A 14,719-nucleotide genomic window follows, 5' to 3' on the forward strand; every position below is an offset into this window, starting at 1 on the left:
GTCACGCCCCCTTCTCGAGCTGGGCTCGCATGTCGTCCATGATCATGTAACCGATACCGATCAGCCAGGCCACCAGAACATCCTGGTGGGTCTTGCCGTTCCGGGCGACGCGATAGCCCGTGCCGAGGAGAAGCACCGCCAGGCTGAAGCTGTTGTAGATCTTGTGCCAATGCAGCGACTTGCGGTCGATCGCGAAGCCGGACGCCCGCTCATAGGCCTCCAGGAAAGCGGCTTCCGGCATCATGCTGCAGACCAGGGAGGTCTTGCCGTCTTCCGCCATCGTGGCGAAGGCCCGGCTGGTGGTCCAGGCCAGGTCCTGATGCCGATCGCCGATCCGACCCAGTTCCCAGTCGAGCCAGGCCGAAATGTGCCCGTCCTGCTCCGTGAACAGGAAATTGCCGGTGCGGTAGTCGGCATGGACGATCGACGGCCGGTCGAGAACCGGCAGGTTCCGGCGCAGCCAGGCCACCGCCAGGCGAAGCAGGGGAATCTCCTCGTCGCCATCCTCTTCCCAGACCCGGTCCCACCAGTTCACCCCCACGCCGCGCATTGGGTTCCACCGCCCGCCGGGACATCGAAGGCCGAAAGATCGCCCTGCGCGAAATCGTGGTTGTGAATGCGTGCCAGGTGGTCGACGAACTGCGGCGCGAGCTTTCGGCGCAGCTCGCCACCGACGACGGCCCCGACGCCCGAGACGCGATTGGTATCTTCGCTGGGCTTGGTGACACCGGGCGCAAAACCATAGACCAGCGCCGGATAGGGAAAATACTCGCCTTCCGCGTCGCACCAGAAGACGGGCGGCACGGGAACCACGCCTTCCATTGCCTTGATGAGCTGGAACTCGCGCAGCCGGCTGGTCTCCACGATCGACTCGGCCGGCTCCATCCGCAAGACCATGGGCGTGCGCTCCCGCCCCACACCCGGCCGGTCCCAGTCGAGGGCGAAGGCGACCTGCAGCTTGGAAGCGCCGCCCGACAGCCAGCGCGCATCCTCGATCGTGAAGGCCCCCTCGATCCGCACCCGGAGCAGGGCCTGCAAGGCCTGAACCAGTCGCGCCAGCGGCACCGGCTCGAAACCCGGGCCGGCCCGCCGCTGCAGCTTGCGGGTCAGCAGCAGGTCGATGTGCCGCTCGACCTGGTAGCGGCGCCGAAGCCCGGCGATCCATTCGGCGGATGGCAGGTTCTTGTTTGCCGGGACACCCGCGCCCGCCATCCCAGGAAGCCGCTGCATGTAATGCATACTGTTTCCCCCACCCTATTTTTGCCCCGTCCCTTCAGGCGACCGAGCGTTGCTGCCCGCCCCAATAGCGGGCGCGCAGGTCCTTCTTGGAGACCTTGCCGGTGCCGGTCATCGGCAGGACGTCGACCAGATCGAAGCTCTTGGGCACCTTGTAGGCGGCCAGCCGTTCACGGCAGTAGGCCGACAGCTCGGCCAGCGCGATTTCTTCGCCCGCCTTGGGAACGATCACCGCCTTCACCGCCTCGCCCCAGCGCTCGTCGGGCACGCCGATCACCGCCACCGCCAAGACCGCCGGATGGGTGGACAGGACGTGCTCGATCTCGGCCGAATAGACATTCTCGCCGCCGGTCACGATCATGTCCTTGGCCCGGTCGACGATGTAGTAGAGGCCTTCGGCATCGCGCAGGGCGACGTCGCCGGTGCGGTACCAGCCGTCCTGGAAGGCGGCCGCCGTGGCATCCGGGTTGTTCCAATAGCCCTGGGCGATGGCCGGCGAGCGCACCAGCAATTCGCCGGGCTGGCCGTCGGGCACCTCGTTGCCCTTGTCGTCGACGATGCGCAGGGCAATGAGGGGCAGCGGGCGGCCGCAGGACTTGAGCTTGCCCTCGTTCGACAGGTCGTGCTCCTCGGGCCGCAGCAGCGAGATCGCCCCGGCGGACTCGGTCGCGCCGTAGAACTGCATGAACTGGCAGGGCATCGCCGCGATCGCACGCTTGATCAGGCCCAGTGAAATGGGCGAGCCGGCATACATGGTCAGGCGCAGCGAGCCGAAATCGGTGGTCGCGGCATCGGGATGGTCCAGCAGCATCTGGATCATGGTGGGGGTCAGCACCAGCAGGGTCGGGCGATCCTGGGTGATCGCCGCCAGGGCCCCCGCCGGATCGAAGCGCCGCTGCACGCTGAGCGACAGGCCGTTGTAGAGGCACTGGATCGACAGGCCGATGCCCAGCAGGTGGAAATTGGGCAGGATGAACAGGAAACTGTCGCCCGGGTGCCATTGATAGGCGGCTTCCAGATGTTCGCACAGCCGAATGCGATTGAAGCAGCCATGGGTCAGCAGCACGCCCTTGGGCCGACCGGTGGTGCCGGAGGTATAGAGCTGGATGGCGGCATCGTCCTCGCTGATCCAGACCTCGGGGGCCTGCGTGCCCTGATCCGCCGCCGCGGCGACCAGGGTCGCCTGCTCGTCGATCACGATCCGCGCCAGATTCGTGCCGCTGCGGCTCTCGGCCCCTTGCAGCATGTCCTGGTGGTCGCGCTCGACGATCACGATGGTGGCGCCGCAATCGACCAGCACGTCGCCCAGTTCGGGCTCGGACAGGCGCCAATTCAGGGGCACGAAGCAGGCGCCCGCCTTGGCCACGCCGAACATGGCCAAGAAGAAATCGGCGGAATTCTTGCCCAGGAAGGCGACGCGGTCGCGCGGGGCCACGCCCGCGCCGATCAGCAGGCGGGCGACCTGGTTGGCCTGGCCCTCCAGCGTCGCCCAGTCGGTGGTGCTGCCCTCGAAGCTGAGGGCCAGGCCACCCGGGTGTGCCGGGCATGAAAGGCGGTGAGATCGCCCAGGGTGCGGATTTCAGGATAGACCCACATCGGTTGTCTCCAGGTGGGGCGCGGCCTAGCGACCGGAAAAGACGGCTGGGCGCTTGTCGCGGAAGGCGAGCAGCGCGCCGCGGGCGTCCTGGGTCGCGGCGGTGCGGGCAATGGCCATGGCTTCGAGCGCCAGTTGGGTCTCGATCGGCTCGTGGTCGACGCTCTGGAACAGGCGCTTGATCTCGCCGTAGCTGCGCGTCGGCCCGGCGGCCAGGCGCGCGGCGATCGCGCCGGCATGGTCGATCAGGGCGTCGGGCTCGACCACCACGTCGACCAATCCGGCAGCCAAGGCAGCCTCGTGGTTCAGCACCTCGCCCAGCAGCAGGTAGCGGCGCGCCCGGGCATAGCCCATGCGGCGCGACAGCATCACCGTGGCCCCGCCGTCGCAGGCAAAGCCGATGCCGGTATAGGCCGAGACGAAGCGTGCGCCGGGCGAGGCCACCACGATGTCGGCGCCGGCGACGAAGGCCGCCATGCCGCCGGCACAGACGCCATGCACCGCGGCGACGATCGGCGCATCGATCCGCTGCAGCCTGGCCACCGCGTCATGCAGGTCGGTGGCCCAGCCCTTGATCGTCCGGGGCAGCGCGTCGAGATCGCGGGTGAAGGCCGCGATATCGCCGCCGACGCTGAAGGTCTTGCCCTCGGCCTTGATCAGCACGGCGCGGACATCGGCACGCTCGGACAGTTCGACCGAGACGTCCCGGATCTCGGCACAGAAGATGCCGTCGATCGGGTTGCCGCGCGCCGCTTCGGTGAAGGTCAGGTCGGCGAGGCCGTCCCGCACATCGAGGCGCATGGACCTAAGATTCATGTTCGTGCTCCTCAGCCCACTGTCCGTTGCTGCTTGTCGCGGTCCGATGCCGCCTTGATCCTCTCCCGCGCCGCCGCCCACTGCTCGTCGGTCAGGTCGGACAGGCCGGCGAAGGTGCTGGGGGCCGCCAGGTGATGCGCGCCGTCGATGGCGATGGTCTGGCCGGTCAGGTATTCGCAGCCGTCCGACATCAGGAAGATCATCAGGTTCTGCAACTCGTGCATCTTGCCGAAACGGCGCATCGGCACCTGATCGGCCTGGGTCGCGCCGGCCGAGGTCTCGGGGATCGGGTTCAGCTTCTCCCACGCCCCTTCCGTGGGGAACGGCCCCGGCGCCACGGCGTTCAGCCGGATGCCGTAAGGCCCCCATTCCACCGCCAGGGACATGGTCATGGCATGGATCGCCGTCTTGGCCATGGCCGCCGGCACCACGAAGGGCGAGCCGGTCCAGACCCAGGTCACCAGGTTGCTGACCACGGAGCCGGTCACGCCATCGGCGATCCAGCGCTTGCCCGCCGCCAGGGTGACATAGAAGCTGCCGTCCATCACGGTCGAGCGGACAGCCTCATAGCCCCGCGGCGACAGCGACTTGGTGGGGGCGACGAAATTCGCGGCGGCATTGTTGACGAGGCCGGTCAGCGGCCCCTCGGCCCAGATCGCCGCGAACATCTCGTCGATCGACTGGGGGTTGCGCAGATCGCAGGCGAGCGCCACCACCCGGCCACCGGTCTCCTGCGACAGCCGCGCCGCCGTCTCGCTCAACAGGCCCTGGCGCCGGCCGCAGATATAGACCGTCGCCCCGTGCTGGGCAAAACCCCGGGCAATCTCCGCCCCCAGCCCGCTGCCGCCGCCGGTGACGAGAATCCGCTTGGCCGCCAGGGCATCCGCCCGGAAGGGTCCGGCGGTCACGACGCGATCCCCAGACACCCGCCCGGGCGGCGGATGGCGGACATGGAATGGCGGCCCTTGAACAGCTTCACTTCCCTGGTTTCCCCTAGCGATGTCCCTGCCTTGGCATTTAGGACATATATTTATTGTGCGCTAGTGTACTGTTTGGGGAAGTCCTGTCAACCCGCGGCGTCGAGGGATACCGGCGACGCTGCTCGACGGATCGCAGACCGGGTTCAGTGAACGACGGCGCGTACCAGGTCTTCGCTCGACTGGTTGAGCTGGCCGAAGGTCTCGGCGAAATCCGCGGCCGAACAGGCGGCGGCGAAATGGAAGCCCTGGACGCTGAACAGCGCCGGCGGCACGGGCGCGCCGAACAGGTCGCCGTGGGCGACGTCGCAGCAGTGCTCGCGCAGGAAGGCCAGTTGCCCGGTGGTCTCGACGCCTTCGGCGACGACCTTCACCTTCAGGCTGCGGGCCAGGGCGATGATGGCCTGCGCCACCGCGGCATCATTGGCGCTTTCGGTGACATTGGCGATGAAGCTGCGGTCGATCTTCAAGGTGTCGATCTGGAAGCGCGTGATGTAGGACAGGCTGGAAAAACCGGTGCCGAAATCGTCGATGGCGATGCTGACGCCCAGCGCGCGAATCTGCGCCAGCCGCTCGAGCGCCAGCGCCGTGTTCTCCATCAACACGCCTTCCGTGATCTCCACCTCCAGGTGCTCGGGCGCCAGCCCGCTGTCCGCCAGCGCCGCCGCGATGACATCGACCAGGTCGTTTTGCAGGAACTGGCGCGGCGAGACGTTGACCGACACCCGCAAGGGCTGGCCCAGCCGCACCTGCAGCAGGCGCGCTTCGCGGCAGGCCGTCCGGATCACCCAGGCACCGATCACCTGGATCAGGCCGCATTCCTCGGCGATCGGGATTATCTTTGCGGGCGAGACCGCGCCGTGGACGGCATTGGTCCAGCGCAGCAGGGCTTCCATGCCGATGATGCGGCCCGTCTCCAGGCTGACCTTCGGCTGGTAGTGCAACTGAAGCTCCTGGCACTCGAGCGCCCGGCGCAAATCGCTCTCCAGCTCCATCTTGTACGAGGCCGCGCGTTGCATCTCGCGCGTGAACAGCATGTAGCCGCTGCGCCCGTTCGCCTTGGCCCAGTACATCGCGGTGTCGGCGTGCTTGATCAGCTCGTCCACCGTGTCGCCGTCGGTCGGATAGACCGAGATGCCGATGCTGGGCGTCACCTGCAGCACATGGCTGCCGACCACGGCCGGCGCGGCGATCCGTTCCAGCAGCGTCTTGGCGACATGCACGATGCTGGCAACCTCGCGCACATCGGGGACCAGAACGACGAACTCGTCGCCGCCCAGCCGCGCCACCGTGTCGCTGGCGCGCACACAGCCGATCAGGCGGTCGGCCACGATGCGCAGCAGCTTGTCGCCGACATGGTGGCCGATCGAGTCGTTGACGCGCTTGAAATGATCGAGGTCGATCATCAGGACGCCCACCTTGCTGCGCTCGCGGCGGCCCCGCGCCATCGCCATTTGCAGGCGATCGCCCAGCAGGCTGCGCATCGGCAGGCCGGTCAGGAAATCGTGGTGGGCGATGTGCTGGGCATATTCCTCGCGGCGCTTACGTTCGCTGATGTCGTAGGCGATGCTGATGTAGCCGACGATGCCCTGATCGGCGTCGCGCATGGCCGTGACGGCCAACTGCACGGGAACCCTGGAGCCGTCCTTGCGCACGAAGGTCCATTCGCCGTCGTCGGTGAAGCCCCGCCGCGCGTTGAAGGTGAAGGTTTCCAGGCCCGGCTCGACGGGCCGGCCGCTCATCTTGCTCAAGTCGGTTGCCCGGACCTGCACCTCGTCGGGATCGTAGACCTGTGCCATCGGCCCGCCCATGAGGTCGCCGCGGGGTACAACGTCAGGCGTTCCGCCGCGGGATTGACGCTGTCCACGATCCCCGCCGCATCGGTCGTGATGATGGCGAAGGGGGCGGCTTCGATCATCGAGTGCAGCCGGCGGTGCGCTTCGGCGATATCCTGCCGGGCCCGCTTCTGGGCGGTCATGTCCGTGACCAGCGCGACGAAGCGCGCATCGCCCCGGCCCGGCGCCACGTTGAGGGCCAGCATCATGGGAAATTCCTGGCCGTTGCGGCGCCAGCCGACGACCTCGCGGCGCAGGCCGATGAGCGCGGGATCCCGTTGCGCGGCGAACCGCCTCACATGGCGGTCGTGGACGGGGCGAAAGCGCTCGGGCATCAGCATGGTGACATTGCGGCCCAGAACCTCGTCGGCGGCAAAACCGAACATCTGTTCCGCGGCCGGGTTCATGGTCTCGACGATGCCCTTCGCGTCGATGCTGACGATGCCGTCGGCGACGCTCGCGACCAGGGTGCGATACCATTCCTCGGACGCCCGCAGCTTGCGCTCGGCCGCGCGCCGGTTCCCGGCCGACAGCAAGACCCGCGCGGCGGCGAGAAGCCGCTTCGCCGCCCGCATCCATGCCGGCCCTGCCGCAGCCGGCGCGATCGCGTCGCGCCCTGCGTCATTTGTCGGCGAGCCCTGGCGCGTGTCGGTCTGGTCTTGCACCCTGAAAGCACCCTGGTGAGACGGTGGACAACAACTTTATTGTCGTTAGGTGCTTTTACACTGGCTCTAGTTAACCCCCCGTTAACAATTCAAGGTGAAAAAAGTGCTAACATTGTCAATAGTGTCCGAATTCGCCGCCGCCATGGCGCCGCATCAGGCCGCGATGGCGTCGGCCGGCGTCTTGGCCCCGGTCATGAAGGCCACGGCATCGGACATCGAATAGGCCTTGGGATCGATGACGGTGAGGCGCCGGCCCAGCCGGTGGATGTGGATCCGGTCGGCGATCTCGAAGACATGGGGCATGTTGTGGCTGATCAGGACGATGGCCAGGCCACGCCGGCGCACGTCGAGGATCAGCTCCAGCACCCGGCGCGATTCCTTGACGCCCAGCGCCGCCGTCGGCTCGTCCATGATCACCACGCGCGAGCCGAACGCCGCCGCGCGGGCCACGGCGACACCCTGGCGCTGCCCGCCCGAGAGGGTTTCGACGCACTGGTTGATGCTCTGCACCGTCATCAGGCCCAGTTCGGTCAGCTTCTCGCGCGCGATGCGCTGCATCGCCCGGCGGTCCAGCATGCGGAACATCGAGCCGAGCACGCCCGGGCGGCGGATTTCCCGGCCCAGGAACATGTTGTCGGCAATCGACAGGCTGGGGGCCAGGGCCAGCGACTGGTAGACGGTCTCGATCCCCGCCGCCTGGGCGTCCAGCGGCGTGCGGAAGCAGACCGGCTGGCCTTCCAGGCGGATCTCGCCTTCGTCCGGCACCAGGGCGCCCGAGAGGGCGCGGATCAGCGACGACTTGCCGGCGCCGTTGTCGCCGATCACGGCCAGGATCTCGCCGGGAAAGAGCTCGAAATCGGCCCCGTCGAGGGCGGTGACGCGGCCGTAGCGTTTGACCAGGCCGCGCGCTTCCAGAACCGGCACCTTGGGCTGGCTGTTCTTCAGGTCGAGGGTCATGCCGACACCTTTCGGATCCACTGGTCGAGGGCGACTGCGACGATGATCAGGCAGCCGACGGTGAACTCCTGCCACAGGGCTTCGACGCCGGAGAGGGCGAGGCCGTTGCGGAACACCCCGACGATGAGGGCGCCGAACAGCGTGCCGATGATCGAGCCGCGCCCGCCGAACAGGCTGGCGCCGCCGATGACGACCGCCACGACACTGTCGAGGTTGGCGGTCTGCCCGGCCTGCGGGCTGATCGAGCCGATGCGGCCGATCAGGGTCCAGGCCCCCAGGGCGCAGATGACCCCCGCCGCGACATAGACCAAGAACAGGACACGGCCGGTGCGGATGCCGGCCAGCCGGGCCGCGTCGGGGTCGTCGCCGACGGCATAGAGATGGCGCCCGAAGGCCGTGCGGTTCAGCACGAACCAGACCGCCGCCACCAGCACCAGCATGAAGAACGAGCCGGCGGTCAGGCGGGCGCCGAAGGCGTCGACCGAAGTGCCCAGCCATTGCAGGAACGGCGCCTCCTTGCCGACATCCTGCGAGCGGATGGTTTCGGAGGCGGAGTACCACAGATTGAGGGCGAAGAAGATCGACCAGGTGCCCAGGGTTACAATGAAGGGCGGCAGTTTCAGCCGGGTCACCAGGGCGCCGTTCAGGGCGCCGCAGGCACCGCCCACAGCCACCCCGGCGGCGAAGGCGAGCGGTGCCGGCACCCCGGCCATGACCGCCAGCTTGCCCATCACCACCGAGCACAGCACCATGATCGCGCCGACCGACAGGTCGATGCCCGCGGTGATCACGATCAGGGTCTGCGCCACCCCGATGACGCAGATGATCGTCACCTGTTGCAGGACCAGGGACAGGTTGAAGGCGGACAGGAAGCGCCCGCCGGCGATCAGGCTGAAGGCGAGGATGCCCAGCAGCAGGACGATGGCGGGCACCGCCGTCGGGTTGGCATGCAGGAAGTGCTGGAGCCTTTGCAACGGGGTTTTCGCCCGGACGTCGAAATCGGCGACGCTGGTGTCCCGCTTTTCCAGCACGGCCTCGAAGGCCTGCATGCCGGGACGGTCGCCGCTGCCTATGTCCGCCATCTTGTCATCCTTCCTTGAGGGGGTTGGCCCTGGCGCCACCGCGCGCAGGCTTCCCCTTCTTTGGCTTCTCCCGCTCGCTCGCCGCCGCGGGTTGCCTGCTGAAATACTGTCCGTCATCGGCGGTCAGCCCCAGCACTTCTTCAAGGCTGCGGCGGCGTCGATCGAGGGAACGCCGGGAACCGGCTTGTCGGTGACCAGCTCGACCCCGGTATTGACGAAATCGAGCCCCTGGGAGGCCTGGGGCTTGACCCCTTCGTCGGCAAATTTCTTTACCGCCTCGACCCCCTTCGCCGCCATCAGCAGGGGAAACTGCATCGAGGTGGCGCCGATGACGCCGTCCTGGACATTGCGCACGCCGGGGCAGCCGCCGTCGACCGAGACGATCAGGACGTCCTTCTCGCGCCCGACCGAGCGCAGCGCTTCATAGGCGCCGGCGGCGGCCGGCTCGTTGATGGTGTAGACCACCGAAATCTCGGGGTCGCGCTGGAGCAGGTTCTCCATGGCCTTGCGGCCGCCCTCGTCGTTGCCCAGCGTCACGTCGTGCCCGACGATCCGGGGATCGCTCTCGTCCCCGATCCGGCCGGGATCGGCGAGATCGATGCCGAAGCCCTTCAGAAAGCCCTGGTCGCGCGCCACGTCGACCGAGATCTGGTTGGCATTGAGATCGAGCAGGGCAATTTTCGCGCCGGCCGCCTTGTCGCCCAGGGCCTTTGCCGCCCATTGGCCGATCATCTCGCCGGCCAGGAAATTGTCGGTGGCGAAGGTCGCATCCGCCGCATCGGCGGGGTCCAGCGGCGTATCGAGGGCGATCACCAGGATGCCGGCGGCGCGCGCCTTCTCGATCGCCGGGACGATGGCGCGTGAATCGTTGGGGGTGATCAGGATGCCCTTGGCGCCCGCGGCGATCAGGTTTTCCACCGCCGCGACCTGGGATTCATTGTCGCCGTCCAGCTTGCCGGCGAAGGAGCGCAGCTCCATGCCCAGTTGCGACGCGGCGGCTTCGGCGCCTTCCCGCATCTTGACGAAGAACGGGTTGGTGTTGGTCTTCGTGATGATACCCACGATCGGCTTGTCCGCCGCGAAAGCGCCGGGAATGCACAGGCCCAAAGTGAATACGGTTGTGGCGAGAAGCCGGAACGGCTGGCGCATGTTTCCCTCCCTGGGACGACGCTGATCTTCGCGGCGGAACCGCGGATGCTTGTTTTGGCCCGTTCATCAAATCCCAGGGGTATGGCGCTGTCAATAGATAAATCATTCCGAATTATTAATTGACAGGGCGCCGCGGCCGGCCTCATTGTCTGATCGTGAAGGGGCGCTGCCGGGTTCGTGGCGGCGCCCGATAAACCAAGAATGTCGAGGAACCAGGGATGGAGCAGGTCACGCCAGTTCAGGCTGTCGATGAATTCGTGTCGCCCGTCACCCGCGGCACCAACCAGCTTGGCGTGCGCCTCTACAACGAGCGGCTGATCCTGTCGCTGATCCGGCGCCATCGCAGCCTGGCCAAGGTGGAGATCGCCCGCCTCACCGGCCTTTCGGTCCAGACCACGACCGTCATCATCAACCACCTGGAAGCCGACGGCCTGCTGATCCCCGGCGAGCGGCAGCGCGGCCGGGTCGGCCAGCCTTCCGTGCCCTATTCGCTGAACCCCGACGGCGCCTTCGGGATCGGCATCATGATCGGGCGGCGCAGCAGCGACCTCGTCCTGATGGACCTGGTCGCCGGCATCCGCACAAGGCGCCGCGTAACCTATGCCTACCCGGTGCCGGGCGACCTCATGGCCTTTGCCGAGCGCGAGATCCCCGGGCTCGTGGCCGCCCTCGAACCGACGCAGCGTGACCGCATCAGTGGCCTTGGCGTCGCCATGCCCTTCGAGTTGTGGAACTGGGAAAACGACCTGAAAACGCCACCCGGCGCCTTGGGCGAATGGCGCCATTTCGACGCCGTCGGCGAACTTGCGCGCCGCTTTCCCGGCTGGCCGGTGCGGGTGTGCAACGATGCCACCTCGGCCTGCGCCGCCGAGCTTACCTTCGGCCAGGGTGCGGCCTATCAGAACTTCGCCTACTTCTATGTCGGCGCCTTCATCGGCGGCGGCATCGTGCTCAACGGCAGCCTGTTCCCGGGGCGCAGCGGCAATGCCGGGGCACTGGGATCCATGCCGATCCTGCGCCGGGAGGCGGGTGGCGCGGCGACCTTGCAACAATTGATCCGCACCGCCTCGATCTATCGCCTGGAACGCCGCCTGATCGCGGCGGGCAAGTCGGGCACCGCGATCTGGCTGTCGCCCGACGACTGGTCGAGTTTCGAGGCCCCGCTCGAGGCGTGGATCGCGGAAGCCGGCGAGGCGCTGGCCCAGGCCTGCGCGGCGGTCCTGTCGGTGATCGACTTCGACGCGATCGTCATCGACGGCGCCTTTCCCGTCGATGTCCGCCGCCGCCTGGTGGCGCGGACCCGGGACTGCCTGGCCCGCCTCGACCGGCAGGGATTGACCGAGGCGGCCGTGGTGGAGGGCAGCATCGGCCGCGACGCCCGGGCGATCGGCGGTGCCGCCCTGCCGCTGCTGGCCGCCTTCGCCCGCGACCACGACGTTCTGTTCAAGGATTGACCATGCTCAAGGGAATCAATCCGCTGATCGGCCCGGACCTGCTGGGCATCCTGCGCGCCATGGGCCACGGCGACGAGATCGCCATCGTCGACGCCAACTACCCCGCCGACGCCCATGCCCACCGCCTGGTCCGCATGGACGGCCATGCGGCACCGGTGATCCTGGATGCGGTACTGTCGCTCATGCCGCTGGACGCGGCGGTGCCGCAGGCGGCGTTCCGGCCCTGCGCCTTTGGCGAGCGCGGGCGGATGGAGCCCGTGTTCGCCGAGTTCGAGGCGGCGATCGCCTGCCACGAGCCGGGTTTCAGCCTGGTGCCGATCGAGGGCGAGCCGTTCTACGACCGCATCCGCGCCGCCTATGCGGTGGTTGCCAGCGGCGAGCGCCGGCTCTACGGCAACGTCATCCTGCGCAAGGGCGTGATCCAGCCAACCGAGGGCGCGCCATGATCCTGGTGTGCGGCGAGGCGCTGATCGACCTCTTCGTCGGCCCCCCGACGGCCCCGAGATGCCGGCGCGGGCCGTGGTCGGCGGCTCGCCGTTCAACGTGGCGATCGGGCTTGCTCGATTGGGCGCCCGGCCAGCGTTTCTGGGCGGCATTTCGCACGACCGGTTCGGTGTCCTGCTGGCCGACACGCTGCAGCGCGAGGGGGTCGATGGCCGCTTCCTGGTGCGTCCAAACGCGCTGTCGACGATTTCGGCCATCGCCACCGGCCCCGACGGCCAGCCCAGCTATTCGTTCCATGGCGAGGGGGCGGCCGACCGCTCGATCGGCCCGACCGACCTGCCGGTGGCCTTGCCGGACGAGATCAGGGCGCTGACCTTCGGCTCCTATACCATGGTGGTGGAGCCGGTGGGCTCGGCCTTCGCCGCCCTGGCCGCGCGCGAGGCGGGCCGGCGCGTGATCAGCGTCGACCCGAACCTGCGCCCCGCCGTGGTCGGCGACATGGACCGCTGGGCACTGGCGGGCGAGCGCTTCTACCGCGCCGCCACCATCGTCAAGGCCAGCGACGAGGACATCCGCATCGCCTGGGCCGGCCGGCTGAGCATTGCCGACGCGGCGGCCTATTGGCTGGACTGCGGTGCCCGCCTGGTCGTCGTCACCGCCGGCGAGCAGGGCGCCACGGCCTTTTCCGCCGCCGGAACAGTCGCCGTTCCAGGGCGTTGCGTCAGGGTACGCGATACCGTCGGTGCCGGCGACACCTTCCATGCGGCGCTGCTGGCGCAGTTGTCGACCACCGGCCGCCTCGACCCGCAGGCGATCGGCGCCCTGGACCGGGAGGCGATCGGCGATCTGCTGGCCTATGCCACCGCTGCCGCGGCGATCACCTGCACCCGGCGCGGGGCCGACCTGCCGACCGCGGCGGAAGTCGCGGCAAACCTCGAGCCTCACCTTGTCGGGGCGCTGGAATGACTGGGAAAGAGACATCCGCATGACCAGCCGCACCATTCCCGTCGATCCTTTCGTGCTGACGGTCTTCGGCGCCACCGGCGACCTGGCGCGCCGCAAGCTGCTGCCGGCGCTGTTTCACCGCGATCTCGCCGGCCAACTGCCGCAGCGCGCGAGCATCATCGGCGCGTCGCGCCGCGTCATGAGCCGCGGGCAATTCCTGGATTTCGCCCGCCAGGCCCTGGTCGACCACGTTCCGGCGACGGAACTGAGCGGCCCCGAATTGCAGCGCTTCCTCGACCGGCTGAACTATGTCGTCCTCGATGCCGAGGGCGACGAGGGCTGGCGCGACCTGGCCGAACTGGTCGCGCCGCAAAGCGACCTTATCCACGTCCACTACCTGGCCACCGCGCCCAGCCTGTTTCAGCCGATTTGCGAACGCCTGAGCCGCCACGGCATGGCCGCCGGCAATGCCCGCCTGGTGGTCGAGAAGCCGATCGGCAAGAACCTCGAGTCAGCGCGCCTGGTCAACGCGGCCATCGGCGCCGTTTTCCCCGAGGACCGCGTCTATCGCATCGACCATTACCTGGGCAAGGAGACGGTGCAGAACCTGATGGCGCTGCGCTTCGCCAATGCGCTGTTCGAGCCCTTGTGGAATTCCGGCCACATCGACCATGTCCAGATCACCGTGGCCGAAAGCCTGGGCGTCGAGGAACGGGCCGGTTACTATGATACCGCAGGCGCCATGCGCGACATGGTGCAGAACCACCTGCTGCAACTGCTCTGCCTGGTCGCCATGGAACCGCCGGCCTCGCTCGACGCCGATGCCGTGCGCGACGAGAAGCTCAAGGTGCTGCGCGCGCTCAAGCCCATCGACGAGCTGAACGCGGGCCAGTTGACCGTGCGCGGGCAGTACCGCGCCGGTGCCTCGCGCGGCGGTGCCGTCCCCGGCTATCTGGAAGAGCTGGGCTCGACCGACAGCGCGACCGAGACCTTCGTCGCGGTGAAGGCCGAGGTGGCGAACTGGCGCTGGGCGAGCGTGCCGTTCTATCTGCGCACGGGCAAGCGCCTGGCCAGCCGCGTCTCGGAAATCGTGATCGGCTTCCGCCCCGTGCCGCATTCGATGTTCATGCCGGCGGCGGGCCCGGTTTCGCCCAATCGCCTGGTGGTCCGGCTGCAACCAGACGAGGGCGTGAAACTGTGGCTGATGATCAAGGATCCAGGCCCGGGCGGCATCCGCCTGTCGCTGGTACCGCTCGACATGAGCTTTGCCGAGGCCTTCAATGTCCGCAATCCCGACGCCTACGAGCGCCTGTTGCTGGACGTGGTGCGCGGCAACCAGACCCTGTTCATGCGCCGTGACGAAGTGGAAGCGGCCTGGCGCTGGGTCGATCCGATCCTGGAGGCCTGGCGCGCGACCAGCGAAAGGCCCAAGCCCTACACCGCGGGAACCTGGGGACCTTCGGCCGCCATCGCCCTGATCGAGCGCGACGGGCGGACCTGGCTTGACGACGGTGCATGACGTGATCCGGCCTCTCGAGCGTTGACCTGGAGGGAACTGACGTGGA

At 68.0% G+C, this 14,719-nt stretch carries 13 protein-coding genes and 1 pseudogene; 4 read left to right on the plus strand and 10 right to left on the minus strand.

The window, feature by feature from the left end; translation table 11 throughout:
- Position 1 precedes the first annotated feature (1 nt).
- The 10 genes and pseudogenes from D3874_RS31690 to D3874_RS22620 form a co-directional block, all read right to left on the minus strand.
- A complete protein-coding gene (locus D3874_RS31690; protein WP_338016742.1) occupies positions 2–550 on the minus strand; it encodes a phosphotransferase in 549 nt (182 codons plus the stop codon).
- The gene (locus D3874_RS31695; RefSeq protein ID WP_338016743.1) at positions 532–1,230 is read right to left on the minus strand and encodes a protein kinase family protein; all 699 of its coding nucleotides are present in this window, start codon (positions 1,228–1,230) and stop codon (positions 532–534) included. The genes D3874_RS31690 and D3874_RS31695 overlap by 19 nt, the downstream gene beginning before the upstream one ends.
- Positions 1,231–1,273: 43 nt before the next feature.
- A pseudogene (locus D3874_RS22585) lies at positions 1,274–2,773 on the minus strand (long-chain-fatty-acid--CoA ligase); the annotation flags it as partial.
- 84 nt (positions 2,774–2,857) lie between these two features.
- Entirely contained in the window at positions 2,858–3,646 is a 789-nt protein-coding gene (locus tag D3874_RS22590) for an enoyl-CoA hydratase/isomerase family protein (RefSeq protein ID WP_119781238.1), read from the minus strand.
- An 11-nt stretch (positions 3,647–3,657) separates the two neighbouring features.
- The gene (locus D3874_RS22595; RefSeq protein WP_119781241.1) at positions 3,658–4,554 is read right to left on the minus strand and encodes an SDR family oxidoreductase; all 897 of its coding nucleotides are present in this window, start codon (positions 4,552–4,554) and stop codon (positions 3,658–3,660) included.
- Positions 4,555–4,769: 215 nt separating this feature from the next.
- Complete coding sequence (locus tag D3874_RS22600) at positions 4,770–6,422, minus strand: sensor domain-containing protein (protein ID WP_158596173.1); 1,653 nt, start codon at positions 6,420–6,422, stop codon at positions 4,770–4,772.
- Entirely contained in the window at positions 6,371–7,033 is a 663-nt protein-coding gene (locus D3874_RS22605) for a PAS domain-containing protein (RefSeq protein WP_119781247.1), read from the minus strand. The genes D3874_RS22600 and D3874_RS22605 overlap by 52 nt, the downstream gene beginning before the upstream one ends.
- A 243-nt stretch (positions 7,034–7,276) precedes the next feature.
- A complete protein-coding gene (locus D3874_RS22610; protein ID WP_119782446.1) occupies positions 7,277–8,080 on the minus strand; it encodes an ATP-binding cassette domain-containing protein in 804 nt (267 codons plus the stop codon).
- Positions 8,077–9,162 (minus strand): ABC transporter permease, encoded by a 1,086-nt coding sequence (locus tag D3874_RS22615; protein WP_233560101.1) that lies wholly within the window; start codon positions 9,160–9,162, stop codon positions 8,077–8,079. Before D3874_RS22615 ends, D3874_RS22610 begins: the two co-directional genes overlap by 4 nt.
- A gap of 123 nt (positions 9,163–9,285) precedes the next feature.
- The gene (locus D3874_RS22620) at positions 9,286–10,311 is read right to left on the minus strand and encodes a substrate-binding domain-containing protein (RefSeq protein WP_119781254.1); all 1,026 of its coding nucleotides are present in this window, start codon (positions 10,309–10,311) and stop codon (positions 9,286–9,288) included.
- Positions 10,312–10,529: 218 nt separating this feature from the next.
- Here D3874_RS22620 and D3874_RS22625 point away from each other — a divergent pair, with 218 nt between their 5' ends.
- Genes D3874_RS22625 through zwf form a run of 4 tightly spaced genes read left to right on the plus strand, consistent with a single transcriptional unit; the run spans position 10,530 to position 14,673 of the window.
- Entirely contained in the window at positions 10,530–11,765 is a 1,236-nt protein-coding gene (locus D3874_RS22625; RefSeq protein WP_119781257.1) for an ROK family transcriptional regulator, read from the plus strand.
- 2 nt (positions 11,766–11,767) lie between these two features.
- The gene (locus tag D3874_RS22630) at positions 11,768–12,211 is read left to right on the plus strand and encodes an RbsD/FucU family protein (RefSeq protein WP_119781260.1); all 444 of its coding nucleotides are present in this window, start codon (positions 11,768–11,770) and stop codon (positions 12,209–12,211) included.
- Positions 12,212–12,269: 58 nt separating this feature from the next.
- A complete protein-coding gene (locus tag D3874_RS22635; RefSeq protein WP_199699221.1) occupies positions 12,270–13,175 on the plus strand; it encodes a PfkB family carbohydrate kinase in 906 nt (301 codons plus the stop codon).
- Between the two features lie 19 nt (positions 13,176–13,194).
- Positions 13,195–14,673 carry a glucose-6-phosphate dehydrogenase gene (zwf, locus tag D3874_RS22640; RefSeq protein WP_119781263.1) on the plus strand — a complete coding sequence of 493 codons (1,479 nt, stop codon included), beginning with the start codon at positions 13,195–13,197 and terminating at the stop codon, positions 14,671–14,673.
- The last annotated feature ends 46 nt before the right edge of the window (positions 14,674–14,719 follow it).

This window comes from Oleomonas cavernae, from assembly GCF_003590945.1.
GTDB lineage: Bacteria > Pseudomonadota > Alphaproteobacteria > Zavarziniales > Zavarziniaceae > Zavarzinia > Zavarzinia cavernae.